The sequence below is a fragment of the Paenarthrobacter sp. C1 genome, assembly GCF_049315185.1.
GTDB lineage: Bacteria > Actinomycetota > Actinomycetes > Actinomycetales > Micrococcaceae > Arthrobacter > Arthrobacter nicotinovorans.
In genome coordinates this window covers 4,559,955-4,580,907 of record NZ_CP186052.1, presented here as the reverse complement: position 1 = coordinate 4,580,907, position 20,953 = coordinate 4,559,955, and the positions used below count along the sequence as shown (strand labels likewise).

Annotated in this window: 20 protein-coding genes and 1 pseudogene; 8 read left to right on the top strand and 13 right to left on the bottom strand. The window is 65.2% G+C overall.

Features of this window, described 5'->3' with window-relative positions; all coding sequences use genetic code 11:
- Positions 1-3 precede the first annotated feature (3 nt).
- Entirely contained in the window at positions 4-729 is a 726-nt protein-coding gene (locus tag ACNAOU_RS21480; RefSeq protein ID WP_422757715.1) for a polyprenol monophosphomannose synthase, read from the top strand.
- A 139-nt stretch (positions 730-868) separates the two neighbouring features.
- Here ACNAOU_RS21480 and ACNAOU_RS21475 read toward each other — a convergent pair whose 3' ends face one another.
- From ACNAOU_RS21475 to ACNAOU_RS21465, 3 genes are read right to left on the bottom strand one after another with little or no spacing between them, the layout of a single operon-like run.
- A complete protein-coding gene (locus tag ACNAOU_RS21475) occupies positions 869-1,273 on the bottom strand; it encodes a RidA family protein (RefSeq protein ID WP_017197328.1) in 405 nt (134 codons plus the stop codon).
- On the bottom strand, positions 1,270-2,076 hold the full coding sequence (locus ACNAOU_RS21470) for an IclR family transcriptional regulator (protein ID WP_079582292.1): 807 nt from the start codon (positions 2,074-2,076) through the stop codon (positions 1,270-1,272). The genes ACNAOU_RS21475 and ACNAOU_RS21470 overlap by 4 nt, the downstream gene beginning before the upstream one ends.
- Positions 2,036-3,043 carry a sugar kinase gene (locus ACNAOU_RS21465; protein WP_422757714.1) on the bottom strand — a complete coding sequence of 336 codons (1,008 nt, stop codon included), beginning with the start codon at positions 3,041-3,043 and terminating at the stop codon, positions 2,036-2,038. The genes ACNAOU_RS21470 and ACNAOU_RS21465 overlap by 41 nt, the downstream gene beginning before the upstream one ends.
- Positions 3,044-3,211: 168 nt before the next feature.
- Here ACNAOU_RS21465 and ACNAOU_RS21460 point away from each other — a divergent pair, with 168 nt between their 5' ends.
- The 4 genes from ACNAOU_RS21460 to ACNAOU_RS21445 are packed head-to-tail and all read left to right on the top strand — an operon-like array spanning position 3,212 to position 8,236.
- A complete protein-coding gene (locus ACNAOU_RS21460; protein ID WP_422757713.1) occupies positions 3,212-4,531 on the top strand; it encodes an alanine racemase in 1,320 nt (439 codons plus the stop codon).
- A gap of 8 nt (positions 4,532-4,539) precedes the next feature.
- Entirely contained in the window at positions 4,540-6,189 is a 1,650-nt protein-coding gene (locus ACNAOU_RS21455; protein WP_422757712.1) for an N-acyl-D-amino-acid deacylase family protein, read from the top strand.
- Complete coding sequence (locus tag ACNAOU_RS21450; RefSeq protein WP_422757710.1) at positions 6,186-6,821, top strand: bifunctional 4-hydroxy-2-oxoglutarate aldolase/2-dehydro-3-deoxy-phosphogluconate aldolase; 636 nt, start codon at positions 6,186-6,188, stop codon at positions 6,819-6,821. The genes ACNAOU_RS21455 and ACNAOU_RS21450 overlap by 4 nt, the downstream gene beginning before the upstream one ends.
- A 23-nt stretch (positions 6,822-6,844) precedes the next feature.
- Entirely contained in the window at positions 6,845-8,236 is a 1,392-nt protein-coding gene (locus ACNAOU_RS21445) for a GntP family permease (protein ID WP_018779372.1), read from the top strand.
- A gap of 286 nt (positions 8,237-8,522) precedes the next feature.
- On the opposite strand, the gene ACNAOU_RS21440 is transcribed toward ACNAOU_RS21445, so the two are convergent.
- From ACNAOU_RS21440 to ACNAOU_RS21430, 3 genes are read right to left on the bottom strand one after another with little or no spacing between them, the layout of a single operon-like run.
- Positions 8,523-9,029 (bottom strand): universal stress protein, encoded by a 507-nt coding sequence (locus tag ACNAOU_RS21440; RefSeq protein WP_422757709.1) that lies wholly within the window; start codon positions 9,027-9,029, stop codon positions 8,523-8,525.
- A gap of 4 nt (positions 9,030-9,033) precedes the next feature.
- Entirely contained in the window at positions 9,034-9,393 is a 360-nt protein-coding gene (locus ACNAOU_RS21435; protein ID WP_018779370.1) for a CU044_2847 family protein, read from the bottom strand.
- The gene (locus ACNAOU_RS21430) at positions 9,390-11,837 is read right to left on the bottom strand and encodes a CHAT domain-containing protein (RefSeq protein WP_422757708.1); all 2,448 of its coding nucleotides are present in this window, start codon (positions 11,835-11,837) and stop codon (positions 9,390-9,392) included. The genes ACNAOU_RS21435 and ACNAOU_RS21430 overlap by 4 nt, the downstream gene beginning before the upstream one ends.
- Positions 11,838-11,960: 123 nt before the next feature.
- Here ACNAOU_RS21430 and ACNAOU_RS21425 point away from each other — a divergent pair, with 123 nt between their 5' ends.
- A complete protein-coding gene (locus tag ACNAOU_RS21425; RefSeq protein ID WP_018779368.1) occupies positions 11,961-12,161 on the top strand; it encodes a hypothetical protein in 201 nt (66 codons plus the stop codon).
- 2 nt (positions 12,162-12,163) lie between these two features.
- On the opposite strand, the gene ACNAOU_RS21420 is transcribed toward ACNAOU_RS21425, so the two are convergent.
- Both ACNAOU_RS21420 and ACNAOU_RS21415 read right to left on the bottom strand, forming a co-directional pair.
- Positions 12,164-13,198: an LLM class flavin-dependent oxidoreductase gene (locus ACNAOU_RS21420; protein WP_422757707.1), complete on the bottom strand. Its 1,035-nt coding sequence runs from the start codon at positions 13,196-13,198 to the stop codon at positions 12,164-12,166.
- A 106-nt stretch (positions 13,199-13,304) separates the two neighbouring features.
- A complete protein-coding gene (locus ACNAOU_RS21415) occupies positions 13,305-13,709 on the bottom strand; it encodes a CBU_0592 family membrane protein (RefSeq protein ID WP_422757706.1) in 405 nt (134 codons plus the stop codon).
- 182 nt (positions 13,710-13,891) lie between these two features.
- Between ACNAOU_RS21415 and ACNAOU_RS21410 the strand changes: the two genes are divergently transcribed.
- On the top strand, positions 13,892-14,815 hold the full coding sequence (locus ACNAOU_RS21410; RefSeq protein ID WP_026267390.1) for a LysR family transcriptional regulator: 924 nt from the start codon (positions 13,892-13,894) through the stop codon (positions 14,813-14,815).
- Positions 14,816-15,216: 401 nt separating this feature from the next.
- On the opposite strand, the gene ACNAOU_RS21405 is transcribed toward ACNAOU_RS21410, so the two are convergent.
- The 5 genes and pseudogenes from ACNAOU_RS21405 to ACNAOU_RS21385 form a co-directional block, all read right to left on the bottom strand.
- Positions 15,217-15,996 (bottom strand): isocitrate lyase/PEP mutase family protein, encoded by a 780-nt coding sequence (locus ACNAOU_RS21405; protein ID WP_422757704.1) that lies wholly within the window; start codon positions 15,994-15,996, stop codon positions 15,217-15,219.
- Between the two features lie 40 nt (positions 15,997-16,036).
- Positions 16,037-16,279: a fibronectin type III-like domain-contianing protein gene (locus ACNAOU_RS21400; protein WP_422758702.1), complete on the bottom strand. Its 243-nt coding sequence runs from the start codon at positions 16,277-16,279 to the stop codon at positions 16,037-16,039.
- 195 nt (positions 16,280-16,474) lie between these two features.
- Positions 16,475-17,395, bottom strand: a pseudogene (locus tag ACNAOU_RS21395) (glycoside hydrolase family 3 protein); the annotation flags it as partial.
- Positions 17,277-18,491 carry a glycoside hydrolase family 3 protein gene (locus ACNAOU_RS21390; protein ID WP_422758701.1) on the bottom strand — a complete coding sequence of 405 codons (1,215 nt, stop codon included), beginning with the start codon at positions 18,489-18,491 and terminating at the stop codon, positions 17,277-17,279. The gene ACNAOU_RS21390 and the pseudogene ACNAOU_RS21395, both read right to left, overlap by 119 nt.
- 232 nt (positions 18,492-18,723) lie before the next feature.
- The gene (locus tag ACNAOU_RS21385; protein WP_422757703.1) at positions 18,724-19,941 is read right to left on the bottom strand and encodes an MFS transporter; all 1,218 of its coding nucleotides are present in this window, start codon (positions 19,939-19,941) and stop codon (positions 18,724-18,726) included.
- Positions 19,942-20,067: 126 nt separating this feature from the next.
- Here ACNAOU_RS21385 and ACNAOU_RS21380 point away from each other — a divergent pair, with 126 nt between their 5' ends.
- Entirely contained in the window at positions 20,068-20,946 is an 879-nt protein-coding gene (locus ACNAOU_RS21380; RefSeq protein ID WP_018779361.1) for a helix-turn-helix transcriptional regulator, read from the top strand.
- Positions 20,947-20,953 lie beyond the last annotated feature (7 nt).

The following is a 20,953-nucleotide window of genomic DNA, read 5'->3' as shown; positions in this document are numbered from 1 at the left end:
GTTGTGCCTACCTACAATGAGCGCGAGAACCTGCCGGTTCTTGTCGCCCAGCTCCAGGCACTCAGTATTCCGAATCTGCACGTGCTGGTTGTTGATGACAGCTCACCTGACGGGACCGGGATGGTGGCTGATGAATTGTCGGCGGGATCCCGGGGAACAGTGTCCGTCCTGCACCGGAAGGAAAAGGATGGACTGGGCCGGGCCTATGTGGCGGGAATGACCGAGGCGCTGGCCGGGAACTCGGAGATCATCATCCAAATGGACGCAGATCTGTCCCACCCTGTAGCTGCAATCCACACCATGCTTGAACGGATCCAGGATTCCGGGGCGGCGCTCGTGATTGGTTCGCGCTACGTCACTGGCGGCTCCACTGCGGCCGAATGGCCCTGGCACCGCAAGGCCCTTTCGGCGTGGGCCAACTTCTATGTCGGCGCAATCCTGGGGTTGAAGGTCAAGGATGCGACGGCGGGATACAAGGCGTGGACAGCTTCTGCGTTGCAACAGATCGATGTGGCGTCCATCCAAAGCGACGGATATTCATTCCAGGTGGAGATGAACTACCGGGCAGCCCGGCACGGCCTGGAGATCATGGAGGTTCCCATCCATTTTGAAGAGCGGGTGGAAGGCGCATCCAAGATGGACCTTCGCGAACAACTCGAATCCGCGCTCACCCCGTGGAAGCTCCGCTTCCAGAAGGTGGAGGCACCCGCACGGGTGACCGCCTTCTAAGGCGCCAAACTCTTAAAGCCCGACGGCGGCACCCAAGTGAGTGCCGCCGTCGGGCTTTATCCCTGTGCGCGAGCGTTGGCCTCAAGCTTGAGGGATGTGCGGGAGCGTTGGCCTCAAGCTTGAGGGATGTGCGCGAGCGTTACGCGGTGACTGCCAGGGCGTCGATCTCCACCAGCATGACCTCGTGCGGCAGGTCCACGAACACGGTGGTGCGGCTGGGCAGCTGGCCGCTGGGGACGTTCTCGCGGATGAACTCGCCGTAGACCTCGTTCATGGCGGCGAAGTCGTCGCGGGTGGTGAGGTAGACGCGGAACATGAGGACGTCTTCGACGGAGGAACCGCCGGCTTCCAGGATGGCCTTGACGTTCTCCAGGGTGCGGCGGGTCTGGACGCGGACGTCGCCCTCGCCGATGTACTGGTTGGTGGCGGGGTCCATAGGGCCTTGGCCCGAAACCTGGAACATGCCGCCCTTCTTGATGCCCTGGGAGAATACGTGCGCCGGGGCGGGGGCGTTTTCGGTCAGTACTACGGTCTTTTCACTCATGCTGGGTTCCTTTCGTGGCTGATCCAGCCGAGGTCGTTGGAGATGGCCTCGGTGCTGGCTTTGAGGTCGGGCAGCAGCTCAAGCAAGCCTTCATAGCTGAGCATCACTACCGGTACCGAACAAGAGGCTGCGGCAACAACGGCGCCGCTGGCGTCGCGGATGGGGGCCGCGATGCAGTGCACGAACGCTTCGTGCTCGGCGTTGTCGTGTGCCCAGCCCTGTTCCTTGACCTGCTCGAGTTCGGCCAACAAGGCCTCCGGCGAGGTCAGGGTGTTCTCGGTAACTTTCACGTAGTCCAGCCCCGCCGCGATCTTTTCCTGCCGGCTGCGCGGCATGTCGGCGAGGAGGACTTTGGACACAGCGGCCGAGTGCAGCGATGCAGTCAGGCCGATGCGCGAGTACATGCGGACGGGGTGGTGGGACTCGAACTTGTCGATGTACACCACCTCGCTTCCTTCGAAGGCGGCAAGGTGCACGGTGTGCCCGGTCTTGCCGTTGAGTTCGGCCAGATGGGGGTGGGCCACTTTGCGGATGTCCCGCTGTTCCAGCGCCAGCGAGGACAGTTCGAACAGCTTGGAGCCGAGCATGAACCGTTGGTCCTCGTCCCGCACTACCAGCCGTTTTTCTTCGAGGGCGTGCAGGAGCCGCATCACGGTGGTCTTGTGTACGGATGCCTTGGATGAGAGTTCATCCAGGGTGGCTGGCTTCGCGGCGAGTTGGCCGAGCAGGTCGATGGCCCGCATGAGGCTTTGGCTCAAGGTGTCACGCTCCGGTTCCGGTGTTGAATTGTCCGTCTTCAACATGGATAGCAGCCCAAGCCCCATCCGAAGAATCGAGGATGGCCGCGAGGTCCTCCGCGGACGGCAGCGGACCCCGGTCGCCGTGGACCGTCAGCGTGCAGGCAGCGGCGACATGGCCCCGGCGGAGGCTCTCTTTCTGGCCGAGTCCGAACAACATGCCGCTGAGGTACCCGGCGGCGAACGAGTCACCGGCGCCAACAGGTTCGACGACGGCGACCGACAGTGCGGGCACCTCTTCCCGGGTGCCGCTCCGGTCCAAAGAGATGGCGCTGATGGCCTCGTTCTTGATGACCAGGACCTTGGGGTCGGGCATCAGGCGGCGGAGTTCGGCTTCATCAGTGGTTCCGAAAGCGTGTTCGGCTTCGTCTTTTCCGACAAGCACGACGTCGGCGAGGTTCGCCAGCCGCTGCAGGACGGAACGGTCCTGGCCTGCCCACAAGGCTTCGCGCCAGTTGACGTCGAAGCTGATGGTCCGGCCGTTCCGGGGTGCGGTGAGGATCGCTTCGAGGAGGGATAGGCACTCGGGGGAGAGGGCGGCAGTGATTCCGCTCAAGTGGATCAAGGCAGCGTTTTCCAGCAGGGAGGACACCGCGGGATTGGCGAGTGTGTCCCGTCCCATGGCCGATGCCGCGGATCCTTGCCGGTAGTAGAGGACTGAGCTGCCGCCGTCGGGGTCTGAATCCTGGGCCGGGACCTTCACGTAAAGGCCGGTGGGACGCTGGGAGTCGACTTCGACGCCTGAGACGCCCACTCCGTGGTCGCGGAGATCGTGGAGGATTCGGGTGCCGAAGCCGTCGTGACCCACCCGGCTGACCCAGTGGGTGTCCAGTCCCATGGCTGCCAGGCCCATGGCGACGTTGGATTCGGCGCCGCCGATCCCGCAGTGCAGCTCCGTTGCCAGGTGCAGGGGGACGGCTTGGACAGGGGTAAGCATGGCCATGGTTTCGCCGACACATACAGCTGAAAGCACTCGTTCTCCCATAGGTTCGCGCGCTTCGCAGCGGCCTTGACTCTCTATCCGCCACCATGTTAGACATATCACCAGCAGGTTTGCAACCAGCGTTGCAAAATACGCAACGCAAGAGAATCAACCCAAAACGCAGCTTCAACGCCGCAGCACCGCGAAGGGAATCAACGCGTGGACACTTCCGAAGCCATCTCGGCAACCGCCGTGGCATCCTTGGCCGAGCGCCGGCTCGACTGGCGCCACAAGGCCATCCCCGCCGCCGCCAACGGGATCACGCACGCTGAGTTCCTTGCGGCCAAGCCAACTCTGGCCGCGCTGCAGACCCCGCTGCTCACCCTCGACGCCCAGGCACTCCAGGGCAACGCCGACCACCTGGCGAAGTGGTGCGCAGACAAGGGCGTGTTGCTCGCTCCCCACGGCAAAACCACCATGTCCCCGCAGCTCTGGACCGAGCAGCTCAACCGGGGAGCCTGGGGCATCACGCTGGCTAACTTCGCGCAGCTGCGGGTGGCCCGCGGGTTCGGCGTCCGCAACCTGCAGCTCGCCAACAGCCTCACGGATCCCCACGCCATCCAGTGGGTGGCGGAGCAGGACTCCACCATCCTGTCCTGGGTTGATTCAGTGGACACGGTCGCGCTGATCGAACGCACCTTGGCCGGCACCGACTCTGTTCTGGATGTCCTGGTTGAGCTGGGCGCACACGGTGGGCGGACCGGAGCCCGCGGTGTGGATGCCGCGCTTGAGGTTGCCCGGGCCGTTGATGCCGCGGAGCACCTTCGCCTTGTGGGCGTCGCCGGGTACGAAGGCTCGCTCGCGCACACAGCGGACGACGCCGGACTGGCCGCCGTCCGCGGGTACCTCGCCAAGATGCGGCTGCTTCACGAGGAGCTGCTCGCCGCCGGGTTGTACGGTTCCGGCTCCGTCATCATCACGGCCGGTGGCAGCGCGTACTTCGACGACGTCGTCACTGTGCTGTCCCCCTGCCTCAGCACCACAGCGGAGGCGGCCCCGACTGTGTCTCATTCCTTGAAAGTGGATCTCATGATCCGCAGCGGCGCCTACATCATCCACGACGACGGTTTCTACCGCGGAATCTCGCCGTTCTCCCGGGCGGGCAACCAACCCTTCAGCCCCGGAATGTACGGCTGGGCACGGGTTGTGTCGCAACCGGAACCGGGCCTTGCACTCCTCGACGCCGGCAAGCGGGACCTTCCGTTCGACGAAGGCCTGCCCGAGCCGCAGTTCATCGGCTCAACCCTCGGCGGAGCCATGGAGCCCCTGGTCGGAGCTGAAATCACCTCGGTCAACGACCAGCACAGCTTCCTGACCTTCAACCCCGACACCACCACCGTCCGCCCCGGCGACGTCGTCCGGCTGGGCCTGTCCCATCCGTGCACCGCCTTCGACAAATGGACCGTCATCCCGGTGCTCGCGGATTCCACGCCGGGCGGCGACCAGACCGTCGTCGACCTCATCCACACCTTCTTCTAGGACCCACCATGAAGACCCTCATCAGCAATGCCACCCTGGTGGACGGAACCGGAGCGGACCGCCGCCAAGCGGACGTCCTGCTGGACGGCGCGGTGATTGCCGCCGTCGTCGACGCCGGTAGCCTCACCCCAGCGGACACGGGCGCCGAGCGTGTCATCGATGCCACCGGCCTGGTCCTGAGTCCCGGTTTCATCGACATGCACGCGCATTCCGACCTCCAGTTGTTGGTCAACCGGGACCACTACGCCAAGCTCAGCCAAGGCGTCACCACGGAACTGTTGGGCCAGGACGGACTGTCCTATGCGCCCGTGGACGACGCCACACTGGCCGGTGTCCGGGAGAAAATCGCGGGCTGGAACGACAACCCGGCCGGCTTCGACTGGAACTGGCGGACCGTGGGCGAGTACCTCGACCGCCTCGACAGCGTAGAAGAGGGCGGTCGCATCGCCACCAACGCCGCCTACCTGGTACCCCAAGGGACCGTCCGGGCCATGGTGATGGGTTTCGCTGAAGGAGACCCCACGCCCGGGCAACAGCAGCACATGCAGGACGTCATCCGCGCGGCGATGGAAGAAGGCGCCGTCGGCATGAGCTCCGGGCTGACCTACACGCCCGGTATGTACGCGCAGACCGAGGAACTTGCCGGGCTCCTCCGCACGGTGGGTGAGCTGGGCGGCTTCTACGCACCGCACCACCGCTCCTACGGCAAGGGCGCCCTGGGAGCCTACGCCGAGATGATCTCCCTCAGCCGCGATACCGGCTGCGCCCTCCACCTTTCCCACGCCACCATGAACTTCGCCGAAAACAAGGGCCGCGCCGGGGAACTCCTGGACTTGATCGACCAAGCCCTGGACCAAGGCGTGGACATCACCCTGGACACCTACCCCTACCTCCCCGGCGCCACCACGCTCTCCGCGATCCTGCCGAGTTGGGCCTCATCCGGCGGCACCGAGGCCACCCTGGCCCGGCTGGCGGACCCGGACACCCGCGCGCGCATCCGCGAAGCCGTGGAGATCTACGGCTCCGACGGGTGCCACGGCGTCGTTGCCGAGTGGGACACCCTGGAAATCAGCGGAGTGCAGAACCCGGCGCTCGCAGAACTCGTGGGAAAGACCATCAAGGACATCGCGGCCGAAGCCCGGCAGGATCCCTTCGAGGTGTTCGTGCGCATCCTCACCGAAGACCGCCTCGGCACCGGCATCCTTCAACACGTCGGTCACGAGGAAAACGTCCAGGCCATCATGAAGCACCGCACGCACACCGGCGGCAGTGACGGACTCCTGGTCGGCGCCAAACCACACCCCCGGGCCTGGGGCACGTTCCCGCGCTACCTCGGCCATTACTCCCGCGACCTCGGCCTGCTCAGCCTCGAAGAAACAGTCCACCACCTCACGGGCCGGCCCGCCGCCCGCCTCAAGCTCAGCGGCAGGGGACTGGTCCGCGAAGGTTACGCAGCCGACGTCGTGCTTTTCGACCCCGCAACCATCCGCGATACCGCCACGTTCGAGAATCCCCGCCAGGCCGCCGACGGCATCCACTACGTGTTCGTCAACGGCACGGCAGCGATCGACGGCGGCAAACCCACCGGCGCACGCGCCGGCCGCGCCCTCCGCAGACACAGCGACGGCCTCACCCGAGTAGGAAGCAGCACCTCATGACCCCCGAAGAATTCCTCCAGCAGCTCGAAACGGACCGCACGCTCGCTGTGGTCCGGGCGCCCTCCATTACGGACGCGGCCGACCTCTGCCGTGCCTTGGCCAGCAGCGGCATCCGCAGCGTCGAGCTGACGTTCACCACGCCCGATGCGCTCAAGCACGTCAAGCGTGCGGCCGAGACGGCAGCGGACCACGGTGCCGCCGTCGGAATCGGCACCGTCATGACCGGTGACCAAGCCCGCGCAGCGATCGACGCCGGGGCGAAGTTCCTGGTGACGCCCGGGCTCAGGCCGGAGGTCGCCGCCGTCGCTGCGGCTGCGGGAATCCCCTTCAGCCTCGGCGCCATGACCCCCACAGAGGTGGCGCAGGCCCTGGACCTGGGTTCGGCCGCCGTCAAGATCTTCCCCGCCCGCCAGCTCGGTCCGGCGTATCTGAAGGACCTGCAGGGCCCGTACCCGGGCATCCGTTTGCTGCCTTCGGGAGGCATCGACGCCTCCAACGCCAAGAGCTATCTCGACGCCGGTGCTGCCGCAGTCTGCTGTGGCACCAGCGTGGTCCCGCCCGCAGCAGTCGCTGCCGGCGATTGGGCAGACATCGCGGCACGTGCCGCAGCCTTCACCAGCACCCTCAAGTAGGACTCACCCAGAAAGAAACGCCCATGAATGAATTTCTTGAATGGCTGCGGCACGACACCGCCGGCCTGCTCCTCCTGGCAGGCGCGGGCATCGCGTTGCTGCTGTTCCTGATCATCAAGGTCAAGCTCGAACCGTTCATCGCCCTGGTGGGGACGGGTGTGATCGTGGCCCTGGTCGGCGGGATTTCCGTGGAAGCCCTGGTGGGTTCGGCCACCAAGAGCAGCGACGCCCTCATCGAAAAGGGCTTCGCCGGCATCCTCGGCCACATCACCGTGATCATCGGCCTCGGTACCGTGCTGGGCGCCATCCTGGAACGGTCCGGCGGCGCGGAAGTGCTGCTCGGCAGGCTCGTGAAGATCTTCGGTGAAAAGGGCACCCCGCTTGCCATGGGCATCACCGGCTTCGTACTGGGTATTCCGGTGTTCTTCGATATCGGCATCTTCGTCCTGGCGCCGCTGGTCTATGTTGCCGCCATCCGCGGCGGCAAGTCCCTGGCACTGTACGCACTGCCGCTGCTGGCAGGCCTGTCCGTAACCCACGCCTTCCTGCCTCCGCACCCCGGCCCTGTTGCCGCTGCCGGCCTGTTCCACGTTGACCTTGGCTGGATCATCCTGATGGGCCTCATCTGCGGCATCCCCGCCTGGTTCGCTTCCGGCATCCTGTGGGGTACGTACATCGGCAAGCGCGTGATGGTGTCCGTTCCGGAAGACCGGATCGTTCCCGAGGCCGAGGGAGCCCGGGGCCACGAACCGTCCATCGGCCTGGTGCTGCTGGCCATCGGCCTGCCCATGATCCTCATCCTTGGCGGCACGTTCGGCAACATCTTCGCTCCTCCCGGCGCTTTCCGGGACGTCCTCCAGTTCTTCGGCAACCCGGCCATCGCATTGACCGTGGCCGTGCTGCTGGCCATGTGGCTGCTGGGCATCCGCCGCGGCATGACCTCCGCCGAGCTCAGCGAAATCACGGGATCTTCGCTGCGGCCCGTAGGCATGATTCTCCTCGTGGTCGGTGCCGGTGCCTTCTTCGGAGCAGTCCTGTCCGCCACGGGTGTTGGTAAGGCTGTTGCGGACTCGCTGTCCCAGGCCGGCCTGCCGATCATCCTGTCCGCGTTCGTCATCAGTGCGGGCATGCGCATCGCCCAAGGCTCGGCCACCGTGGCAATCGTGACCACCGGCGGCATCCTGGCACCGAGCCTGGCCACCGGGTACTCCCAGCCGCAGCTCGCCCTGATCGTGGTGGCCATTTCCTCCGGCTCCATCATCGCCAGCCACGTCAACGACGGCGGATTCTGGATCATCTCCAAGTACTTCAACATGTCCGTCAAGGACACCCTGAAGACCTGGACCGTGCTGGAAACCGTGCTGTCCATTGTGGGCTTCGGAATGGCGGCCCTGCTGTACACCTTCGTGAGGTGAACCGCCGGCACCCACGGTGGGTTCCGGCGTCGTGAGCTTCTACCGTCACGAGCCAATGTGAAACCGGATCGGCCCCGGCATGCCTGTCAAAAGGCATGCCGGGGCCGTTGTGCTTTAAGGAGGTAGTGGCCGCATCGCGCTGCCGTTAAAGCAAAGAGCTCCGGAGTGCGTTATTGGGGGATACGCACTCCGGAGCGGTCTTTGAGCAGGCGCTTTCGCTTCCTGCACTCATCACTCTACGTGCCATGGGACCCCAATGCCACCACCTCGAATAAGTACTTTCGCTTTAGTTTCTCCGGTCCCCGTCATGGCGCTTTTTCTGGGGCACAATCAGCACCGGCCGGCGCTGGTGATGGCTGAGCCAGGCAGCCACGGAACCGTTGAGGGCCTCGGAAATCCGGTGCCCCAAACCAGGTTCCGGCGAGCCCACAATGATCATGGACGCGTTGATGTCCGCGGCCAGCCGCCCCAGGGCCCGGGCGGGATCTCCGGCCAGCAGCCGCAGGGTCCAGTCGGCGCTGCCGCCATCCATGGCTTCCCCGATCATCTTGCCGAGATCCCCCCGGACCGCGTCCACCTCGGCGTCGTCCTTTTCCGGGTGCAGCGACATCCTGTGGGTTTCGCGGGAGGGATCCCACTCAACGAGGTAGCTGGCCTCGTCCACGTAGGCGCACACCAGCGGCACGCCGAGCTGCTCGGCCAGGTTCCGGGCCGTTTGCAGCACCTCCACGTGCTGGTCGGGAAGGACGCCCACCACGAGGGGAATGGGCCCGCTGAAATTTTCCTCAGCCATACCCTTATTGTTGCGCCGCGCCGTGCTGTTGAACAGGCTTGTTCCACGTCAGCCGCACCTTGAAGTTGGATGCCGTGCTGGCCGATGCGATAAAGGCGCCCGCCTCCGCATGAAGGTCTATCCCGAACTCCACACTCAGCTCGTCGGGGCGGTTTTCCAGGCTGAGCAACTCGTCAATGACGCCTTGGACCGCGGGACGGACATGCTCGAGGGCCCGTTGGAACGTCTGCTGGGCACGCGCGAAGACCCCCGAGTGATCAGCCGTGTGCTCACCACCCCGTGTCACCAGGCTGCCGGCAGTGCTCGCCACCTCCACGATCACCGTGCCGCCGTCATCCGTTGCGAACTCCACCAGGTGCGTCATTTTCCAATCCTTTCCGTTGACCGCGCACGCAGGCGGCGGGAGGCCACCAGGAAAGCCATGCCGGCCGCGCAAACCACAAAAAGCTGTATCAAGGCAAAGTAGGCGTGTGTCCGGTACCAGGATTCAAGGAACACTCCCTTGTCCTGGACCCAGACCAGCGGCACGGACAGTGTGGGCCAGAGCAGCAGCCAGCCCATAAGCCTGGATTGCCTGGAACGCATGGCCAGGATGCCCGCGCACAACCCAAAACCTGCATGCACGAAGCTGAACACCACAGCTGTCAGTTCCACGCTGTAATTCAGTCCCGAAAGTCCAAAGACCGCACCTGAGACAACAACTCCGGCCATCACCAGGCGTCCGATGATGGTCCGATCCGGAAGGCCGGCGACGGCCAGCAGCAGGTATCCCAGGGGAGCCACCAAACCGTAGAGGATCCTCAGGGATGCGTCGCCGCCGCTCTCGTACCAATAGTTGTCATCGAACCACAGGAAGTAGACGGCAAAGCACACCCCAAGCCCGCCGGCCACCGCCAGGACGGCACCGCCCCAGGCAAGGGGAACCGCATTCAATGGCGCGGACGCGCCCGGCTGTGATGCCACCGGGCTTTGCCCGGCTTGGGCAGCTGCAATATTCGACGCCGGCACACCGGTCAGCGGCGCAGCGCGCGGTTGGGGCGGGGGCTGATACACGGTGGTGTACGAACCCCGGGTGCCCGCCATATCAGTTTGGGACTCCTCCGCGGAAGGGGTTTGCTTTGGCTTGGCCTTCTCGATTTCGGCACGCGCTGCCGTGGCGAGCCCGCCGGGATCCGCCGCCGAGGGGTCCACTGAAGCCAATTCACTGGAAACGTCGAGCACTGCCTGCCAGGAGCCCTGGGAGGAGTGGTACCGCAGTTCCCCCTCTAAGTCGGAGACGCGTTGCTTTCGCTCGCAGTCCTGTTTGCGCGCTGCCGCCTGGGGATACTCGGGGTCGTCCAGGACCAAGGCGAAGCCGTCCGCAGCGGCCAACCAATCGCCGGATTCCTCCGCCTGGAGCGCCTCGCGGTAGATACGTGCCAGCTCCAGCCGTCTGCGGGCGGCATCCCTTTGCGTTGCCGCGTCCCTGTAACCGGGTTCCAGAGTGAGCAGGTCCTCAAACAACTCGACGGCCTGCTCGAATCGCCGGGCACGCAATTCCGCGGTTGCCTGCACGTACAACGCCCTCAGCTGGGCCCGCTTCATCGCCTGATCGGTGTGGGCTTGTTCGGTGTTCGCAACAGCAGGGGGCGGCACCGCAGCCTGACCACCCGACGCGGCGGCCGCCGTCGTGCTTTCACTGTAAGCCGGTGCGCGCGGCGGCCCGGTCAGCGTGAAGAGTTGCGTGGAGCCGCCCCGGACGTAGAGGGCCGGCGTGACCCATTCCAACGTGCCGTCGGGGCTGGCCATGACCGAGATGCGGCCAACGCGGGCGGCTTCGTCCACCGTGCGGCCGTTGGCTATTGCGGCGTAGAAGCCGTGGGCGAAGGCGATCGCGGCGGCGTCGCTGATGGCGAACTGCATGGCCGCCACAGCGCCTATTCCGCTCCTGACCAGCGCGGCAGCCGTCCCGGAGAAGAGGTCGGTCTGGCCCATCTCACCGGAAGAACACGAATTGAGCACCACCAGCCGTGGCCTGGGGGAGGCCACGCTGAGCAGGGCCATCAAGCGGACGGCGCGGACCATGGCTGCACGTCCGTCCTGGCCCACCAGGGCGATCCGGCCCTCGTCCGTGCGGGGGTCGTAGTCGCCATGCCCGACAAAATGGACCACATGCCATGGGCCGGCGAGGAGCATCGACTGGACGTCATCCCAGGTCCCGGTTTTGGACCACACCAGTTCCACGCGGCCCTCGCTCATGGGGCCGGCCAAAGCCCGGCCCAAGTGGTCCTTCTCCGTCTCGACGTCAAGGGCAGGCAGGTCGCGCGGCGATGCGACGATGCCCAGAATCCTCAGCGGAGGTGCGACGTCCAGCGGGTTCTGGTTGTAATCGGGGGCCGGGATGTGCCGGATGAGCGGCTCTGTCTGGCAAAGGTAGGTCTCTGTCCCGGGGTCAAAGAGGGTCTCCCACGGCATCATGGCCAACTCCGGAGCCGCGAGCCGAAGCACCACGCGAAGTTGCTGGCCCGAATGCTGTGTTGCCCCAAGGCTTGCCCGGTAAGTGCCGTACACCTCACGGGTAAAGAGGGCTTGAAAGAGTTCCTGCCCCACTTCCCGAACCGCAACCTCGGCGATAGGCAACGTCCGCCGGGCGGCGACCGCGGAAGCCAGGACGGTGGCCTCAAGCTGCGGAAGCCGGTCCTGGATGCCATCTACATCCAAGGTGAAGGCTCCGGACGCATGCCCTCCCGCCGGCGCACGGACCACGTGCACCGTATATTCACCGCGTGCAGAGCCAGCGTCGATTTCCAGCTCGATGTCACAGTCCATCGCGGGTCCCTTGTGGTTCCTACGTACAGATTGGCCCTACGACGGCCACCCCGCAAGGGGTTTCAGGCCTTGAAGCGGCAACCGACCAGGCCTACCGTTAAACCGACGGAAGGTGGTCCCGCGGTGGAAATCTACATGTGGTGGCTTGATCTGCACATGGACAGCAAGGAATGGCTGCGCGAGAACCTGCGCGTGGAAGAACTCCCTCTGCAGGTCCTGCAACATATCGCCGAGGCCGGCGGTCCCCATCCGGACAAAGTCAGCGGTGTGCTGACCACGGCCGACTGGGACTTCATCGAGACCCAGTCCGAATTCGTGGACTGAGGCTATTCCGTCGGCGCCCACCCCAGCGCCGGCCCCAACGTGCCCGCGATGTCGGTGAGGATCTGCACGTAGTCCTCGTGCTCAAAGCTGAACGGCAACGCGAACGCTACCTCGTCCACTTCCTGGAAGCCCTGGTGCGCGTACAACTGTTCGGCAATCTGATCGCTGCTGCCGATGAGGTCCCGCGCGAACATCATGCGCTGCGGGCCTTGGGGCGCGCTGGTGCGCGGAGTCCGCTCATCGACATAGCGCTGGTACTTCTCCCGCTGGGCACTGGAAGCCGAGTCCGTGGGGATCACTACCAGTCCTTGCGAGACGCGGGCGGTGCTGCTGCCGCTTGCCTCAGCCGCGCCACGGAAAGCGCGAATCTGCCGTTGCTGCACTGCAGCAAAATCCGGCTCTTCATCCGGGCCCGGGAACACCACGCTGCTGGTAAGCAGGTTGAAGCCGTTCTCCCCGGCCCACGTTGCCGACTTCAGGCTCGCTGCTCCATACCAAATCCGTTCACGCAGCCCGGCGGAATGGGGTTCCACGCGGTTTGAGAACTCCTCCACCACGCCCTGCTTGCCGGAAAACTCCCGCACCTTCCCGCCGGCGACCAGCCGGGCAAAACGGTCCACGCGGGCGTAGCTGAAATCTTCGGTGTCCGCGGAATCCGGGTAGAGCTCGTGCTTGACGGTGTCGTAGTGCATCGGTACGCCGACGCTGACCCCCGGATTGATGCGGCCTCCGCTGAGTAGGTCCACTGTGGCCAGGTCCTCCGCCAGGCGAAGCGGATTCTCCCAACCCAGCGGGGTCACCGCGGTGCCCAGCTCGATCTTCGAGGTCCGTTGGCTGGCCGCTGCCATCACCGCAACCGGCGACGAAATTCCGTACTGCAGGTGCCGGTGGCGCAACCAGGCACTGTCGAATCCCAAGCGCTCGCCGAGTTCGATGATCTCCAGGGTGGAGCGGTGCCCCGCAGCCGGATCCGCGGGATCGAACAGGCCGATGGTGAGGAATCCAAGCTTGCGCAGCGGACGGTCTGGGGTGGGCATGGCTTCCTTCTCTGTCGGTCGGCGCTTAGTGCCCACCCTAAGCGTTGCCGCTTACGACGACGACGGGAGGTTACCTTGTGTGATGTGCCGCCAAGGGATACGCGGATTACGCGCAGTTGACTGCCTGGCTGGGCCGCGGGATGACCATCTGCGCGGCTGTGTCCGTGATGCTGTCCCGGGCGCCTGTGTCCCAGCCGCCTGTGTCCCAGCCGGCTGGGTCCATGGTGGCGAGGGCCGGGGCGGTCATCGGTTCGGGCTCGGCAACTGCAGCCTCCGTCCGGGAGCGCATCCGCATCAGCGCCACCGCTGAGATGAGGAACCATGCCACGTTGGTCACCACCGAGGGCCACGCTTGGTGGAGGGTGCCGTTGATGATGAACGCGCAGGAGCCAAACAGGTTCACGGCCTGGAAGGTACTGCCCGGCTTGATCCATCCCATGGACACTGTCATGTAGGCACAGAGCATCGCCGCCGCACCGGCCCAACCGGTAATTTCCCACAGCAGTTCCATCGGGGGTCCTCTCATGTCCAGGCAGCCGGAAGTGGCCGGGCGACGAATGGTTTCAGGGGTTTTTCTGCCGAATGCAGAGACCGGCCCTTCAGAGCGAAGAGCGGCCTTGAACTAAATTTTGAGGGATAGCTGCCTTTAGTTCAATTGCATTATTCTGAAGCCCGTATTTAGAATCTCTGAACATGGAAATGGACCCCCGACGCCTGCTCGTCCTCCTCGCCGTCGCCCGTACCGGAGGGGTCCTCGCCGCTGCCGACGAACTGCGGATCACGCCGTCCGCGGTGTCCCAGCAACTCACCAAATTGGAGAACGAAGCGGGCCAGGCACTGCTCCTCCGAACCCCCAAAGGTTCAGTGCTGACACCGGCCGGACTGGCCATGGCGGAGGCCGGGGAGGAAATAGAGCGGGCGTTGAATGTGGCGCGCTCGCGGATGCAGGGAGAAGCGGAAGTCGCGGGAGTTGTGCGGGTAGGTGGGTTCACCAGCTTCATGCGCACGGTGGTCATTCCGCGCCTTCCGGAGTGGCGCGTCCAGTACCCGCAACTACAGATCCAGCTGGTGGAGGACGGCTTCCCGGCGCTTATGCGTCTCTTCCGACAACGCCAGCTGGATGCCGTGGTGGTTGAGCAGGATTCGACGACCTCGGACCAACGTCCCCTGGCAGCCGGGATGGTGGAAGAACCACTGCTGGATGAGCCGTGGAAGCTGGTGGTGCCGGCGGGATCACTGCTCAGCACGGACAATCTGGACCTGAGCCGCCTGCCCCTGCCGTGGCTGGGCGTAGAGCCGTCCGCAGCCAACATTGCCGTGCTTGGCCGCCTGCGCCATTCGACGGGTGCCCACATCGAGACGATTCACCAATACCAGGACACACTGACTGCCTTGGCGCTGGTGGCGGCCGGGGAAGGTGTTGCGATCGTGCCCACCCTGGCGTTGACAGGAGTGGTCCAGGACCAGGTGGACATCCTTGATGTGCCGGGTTTGGGGACGAGGCACATCGCGCTGCGTCGGTTCGACAGGCGAAGGCCGACAAGCCTTCCCTTGGACACGGTGGCCCGGCTCCTGCGGGAATCGGCGGCGGCTTTTGATACTCGGTCGACTTCATAACCGGTTACGGCCTGGAGCGTCAACCTACTGGGTGTCCTTGGGAGCAGTGCGTTTCCCCCGGCGCTATCTCGTGGCCTTGGATGCACGTGCGTTCAGGTGGCTGGTGGTCATCGTGGCGACGTATGAAAATACTGCTGCCGGTTCCCTCCACGCCTGAGTCCTCGCGCTGCAGCCACTCGCCGAAGCGGGTCCTGTGCACCTTGCCGTCACTGTTTTGATCCGGTTTACCGTGGTGGAATGGACTTTTGGCCATGGCAACCGCGCCCCTTCTGCTCGGTCTCTGTTGCCCGCATTTCACAGTAATTTTAGGACCACGCAGCAGGCACTGAAAGAGGTGCCGGGAACGCTGGCCAAGGCCGGTCCCGGCCCGCTCGCTCAGAGCGGGCCGGGACGGCTTAGGCCTAGTTCAGCGCCGGGGTGTCCGTTGGGATGACGCCGGAGCCGTACAGGTCAGAGGCCAGATCCTGAAGAGCGCGGAGGGCCACCCGCTGGGTGAACGGACCGTAGGACACCCGGGCTACGCCGAGTTCCTGGAGCTCGGCAGCAGGCAACGCTCCGGGAGCGCCGATCACGGAGAGCTTGCCGTGGCCGAGGCCCTCAACAAGCGGTTCGATGAGATCACGGTTCAGCGCGCCCGGCACGAAAACCAGCGCTGCACCGGCGTCGAGGAAGGCGCGACCCCGTGCGATGGCGTCCTCGATGCTGTCCTTGATCGGACGGTCACCACCACGGACGATCGCGTCCGTGCGGGCGTTCAGCTGGAACGGAATACCCTCGGCGTTGGCGGCATCGATGATCGCCTTGACGCGGGCAACCGCTTCGTCGAACGGCCGCAGGCGGTCCTCAACGTTGGCGCCCACGACTCCGATGCCAATAGCGCGCCGGATGGTTTCGGCAGGATCCTCATATCCGTCGTCGAGATCTGCAGTGACGGGGACGTCCACAGCCTTGACGATCCTCTCCACTCCGCTGAGCGCCACGTCCAAGGGCATGGTTCCGTCCTTGTAGCCAAAAGCCGCGGCGATGGAGTGCCCGGCGGTGGCGATGGCTTTTGTCTGGGGGAGGGCTGCCACCGTGGTGGCACTGACCGCATCCCAAACATTGACGACACTCAGGATTTCCGGCGCTTCATGCAGGGCCTTCAGTTGTTCTGCGCGTGCACTCGTGTTTGCTTCAGTCATGGTTTTCTCCGTCATCCTCGGTAGGGAGTTGGTGCCACGTTCAGCCTAAACGCAACGCATCCGCCCCGGCCAAGCCCACCCGGATGTCCGTCATCAAAGGTAAATCCGCACTGGATGTCCCCGCGCGGAGGTGGAAGATCCCGGGCTCCAGGGACCAGGAGCCGGCCGCGGTGTCCCAGTGCTCGAACAAACGCCGGGGAATCGTCACGGAAACCGTGTCTTCCGCTCCTGCAGGCAGCTCGGAAACGGCCGCACCCGCGAACCACAGGGCGGGCCTTTCCACCCGGCTCTGCCCCCGGGAGAGGTAGAGCTGAACCACTTCGCGGGACGCCCGGGCGGAATGGTTCCTGAGCCGGACGGTCACAGCCACACCCTCCTCCTGTGCCCGGGCCTCCAACTGTGACAGGCTCCAGCTTCCGTAGCCCAGTCCGTGCCCGAAGGCGTAAGCAGGTGCGGTTTCCGCCCCGGCGCGGTAGCCGATGGCGAGCCCTTCGCGATAGACCACGTCGCCATTCTGCGGCTGCGGCGAAGGCAGACCTTCCTCACGGGACGGGAAGGTGACGGGCAGCCTGCCACCGGGCTCAGCCTCTCCGGTCAGAACGTCCGCCACAGCCCAGCCCATTTCCTGGCCGCCGAACCACGTCAGGAGGATGGCATCCACCTGGTCACGCCAGGGCAGGAGAACGGGCGCTCCGGAATTGACCACCACGATGGTCTTCGCGCTCACGGCCGCCACCGCTGCCACCAGTTCGTCCTGGCGCCCCGGCAGAGCGAGCGTGGTCCGGTCGAAACCTTCAGCTTCGTCTTCCGAACCGGTGCCTGCAAAGACGATGACGCAGTCCGCATCGCGGGCCGACTCCACCGCCTCCGCGATCAGCAGGTCGGCGTCGGGTGCTGCTGAATCAAAGCCCAAGCGGAGGGAGGCCACGGTCCGCTGCGCCGGCGTGTAGGTGAAGACCACCCCCACCACCTGTCCCGGCGCCATGGCGAGGTCAATCAGCGCTTGCGGCGGCAGGGACATGCCCACCACGGCATCGGCATTAATGGGGATGAGCTCCCCATCGAACCGGGCGACGCCGTCCACGGTCACCAGCGCGTGGCCCACGCCCGCCGCGGAGAACAAGTAATCGCCCGGGGTGTCGGCGGTGAGGAGGGTGCTTGCCCGGATGGCCTTGACCTCGTCCTCCGGAACGCCGTCGGGGTAGCCCATCCCGTACGTCAGAGTGTCGCAGCGGTCGCGTGTTTCGCTGCCCAGCGTGCGGCCTTCCTGGTCCAGGAATTCAATGAGGACCACGCCCTGGCCTCCCGGCGCGGAGCCGTTCGCTGCGGAAAGGGTCTTCACCAGCGTGGTGGGGCGGACCCCCTCGCTGTAATGGAACAGGGTGTCCGGCATGGCCGCGCGCAGCGCCTCCAGGGGCGGCACGGTCGGGGGAGCGATGACCGCCGCGCTGCCGCCCGCCGTTGGTTCTCGGCACCACAGCGGCAGGACCGACGACGGCGATCTTCCGTGCCGCCGTCGTCAACGGCAAGGCCCGGTCCTCATTGCGCAACAGCACCATGCCCTTGGCCCCGGTGTCCCGCAGAAGCCGGCGTATCCCGGACGATTCCGCGGACGGCGGCGTGGGGAGGGCATCCCGGTCCACCAGTGGCTCAATGCCGTCGAGGGCTCCGAGCCGGGCCGCCAGCCGCAGCAGCCGGAGCACCTTGTTGTCGACGGCCGCCTCCGGGACGCGTCCTTGGCGGACTGCATCCACGAGGCCCGCGGCCCACATGGTCCTGGGGCCGGGCATCGCCAGGTCGGTACCACCCAGCGCTGTCGACTCCACAGTCCGGATGGCTCCCCAGTCGGAAACCACCAAACCGTCGAATCCCCATTCGCGCTCCAAAATCTCCGTCACGAGGTCCGACTCGACGGCCGGGGTGCCGTTGACCCGATTGTAGGAGGACATGATGCCGAGGCCACCGGCTTTGACGATCGCTTCGAACGGGGCCATGTAGGCCTCCCGCAATACATTCTCAGGGACCACCGAGTTCGAATTCAGCCTGTCCGTTTCGGCCTCGTTCGCGATGAAGTGTTTGGCTGTGGTGGCCGGGCCCTCGGCTTGGATTCCCCGCACCATGGCCGCCCCCATGATGGCCGTGAGGTACGGGTCCTCGCTGAACGCTTCGAAGTGGCGTCCGCCGTAGGGGGTGCGCTGAAGATTGACCACCGGTCCAAGGACGACATCCACGCCCTTGCGCCTGGCTTCCGCGCCGATGACGCCACCCATGGCGGCCGCCACGCGAGCGTCGAACGTTGCTGCCAGCGCCGTCGCCGAAGGGATATTGATGGAGGTGTCCGCCTCGGTCCACCGCACGCCGCGGATTCCCACGGTTCCGTCGGAGAGAACCAGGGAGCGCAGCCCGATCGATTCATCGGCGTAGGTGCTCCAGTGGTCCTTGCCCGACAGCAGCCGGACCTTGGCTTCCAGGTCCAGGCGCGCAAGACGGGCCATGAGTTCCTGCTCGAGCAAGCGGGAAGGGGGAACGGGAATTGCACGCATGGGCGGCACCTTTCGCAATATGCTGCCGGCCGCTGCACGAGGGATACCAGGGGTGCGCGGCGGCATCAGGCCCGGTGGGGTTCGCGATGCATTGACCGCTGCGAGCAGGCCCACCGGATGGATTGCGTCTGCCTACGTTCGCCCTCAATTTACAACAGCTGCGGGCCGGGGCGCCAGATCGCGGCTACCGCCTGCGTGACACGCGCTTCGTCATGAACGCCAGGAACGCCGACACCAGAAGGACCACGGAACTTGCCAGGAAGGTACTTTCAAAGCCCAGCGAGTCGAACAGCACTCCGCCAACTGTGGAGCCCAAGGCAATGCATGTCTGAACCACGGCCACCATGAGCCCACCGCCCTGTTCGGCGTTGCGCGGCATCGCTTGCGCCACCCAACTCCACCAGCCCACCGGAGCGGACGTTCCCAACAGCCCCCAGAAACCCAACAGAACAACGACGACGGCGAACACGCCACCGAACGGGATCAAGGCAACTGCGACGAGGGCCATGACGACAGGGATCACCATGAGTGTCCGGTACAGGCCAGCACCCAGGAACCGGCCGATGAGCATGGTCCCGACGAATCCGGATACGCCCATGACCAGCAACACGAGGGACACCACTGGACCGTCAATGTGGGTCACGGTTTCCAGGAAGGGCCGCACGTAGGTGAAGAGGATGAACTGGCCCATGAAGAAGCTCCCGCAGGCGGCCATGCCCCATGCGACAGTCCGGTCCTTGAAAGCCGTGAAGATGGTAAGGATGTCGCGGGCCTTGTTCCCGCTGGGCGGCGCTGCGAGGGACGGCAAGGAAATCCAGAGCCACACCACACAAACCGCCGAGACCGGCACCAGGCAGAGAAATGCTCCCCGCCAACCAATGAACGAACCCAGGTAACTGCCAAGCGGCGCAGCCAGAACTGTGGCCAGGGCATTGCCGCCGTTGACGATCGCCAGCGCACGCGGCACCTGCGCCGGGGCGACCAGCCGCATGGCGGTGGCAGCGGACATGGACCAGAAACCGCCGATGACAACACCGATGGATGCCCGGCCCACCATGAATGGCAGGTACCCCGGGGCCAAGGCGATCAGGGCGCCGGAGGCACCCATCAACGCGGCCAGCCCGATCAGCAAGGTGCGCCGGTTCATCCTGCCGGTTACCACGGACACGGAAAGGCTGGTGAGGACGGCGAACAGCCCGGAGATCGCAATGCCCTGGCCCACCAACCCTTCGGAGACCTGAAGATCATTGGCCATGGGAGTCAGGAGACTCACGGGCATGAATTCGGAGGCCACCACGGCGAACGCTCCAAAGGACATTGCGAAGACACCGCCCCAACGGCTCACGGGGTTCGGGCCTTCTTTGTGTGCGCCGGGCGTGGCGGTACGGGTATCTGCTGACATGGATTGGCCTCTCAGGTGAACTGGGATCCATCGGACCATGGCTTGGCGGACAGGTGGGAGGGACCGTTTATACGGGTTCCAACAGAACCTCTCACCGCGGGCAACGGGGGTCGTAACGTGGAGGGCATGGACAATCGGTCGGAAGTGCGGGAGTTCCTGATGTCCCGCCGCGCGCGCATCACCCCGGAGCAGGCAGGCATCGAAGCTTTCGGCATTCGACGGCGGGTCACCGGCCTGCGGCGCGATGAAGTGGCGCGGCTTGCCGGTGTCAGTATCGACTACTACATCCGCTTGGAGCGGGGAAACCTCTCCGGCGTATCGGACAGCGTCCTGGACGCCATCGCCGGAGCGCTGCAACTGGACCGCGCAGAACTCGAGCACCTCTACGACCTCGCCCGGACAGCCAACCGGGGCGGGCGCACAAAGGTCAAGAAGGCGGCCCGCACGATCGATCCCGCGCTCCAGTTTTTCCTGGATTCCATTACGGGAGCACCGGCTCTGATCTCCAACAACCGCATGGACGTGGTGGCTGCTAATGCTCTGGGTTACGCCATGTACTTCGACCTCTTCCGGAGCACGGCCGGCCCCGCGAACCACTCCCGGTTCATCTTCCTGGATCCCCGCGGACGGGATTTTTATCCCGATTGGAACCGTGCCGCGAACACCAACGTGGAGATCCTGCGCCGCCACGCGGGTCGCTTCCCCCATGACAAGGCAATCGCCGAACTCGTGGGCGAGTTGTCCATGCGGAGCGAGGAATTCCGCACCCTTTGGGCCGCGCACAATGTCCGGCGGCACCGCTCGGGAATGAAGACCTTCCAGCACCCGGTGGTCGGATCGCTGGAACTGACCTACCAGCAGCTCGAACTCGACGAGGATACCGGCCTCCACGTCACCGTCTACCCGGCCGTGCCAGGAAGTGCCAGCGAGGAAGGCTTGAAACTCCTGGCGTCCTGGGCGGCTACCGAAAACGTCGTCGAAAAGGCCACGGCAGGCACGCGCTGATTCTTGA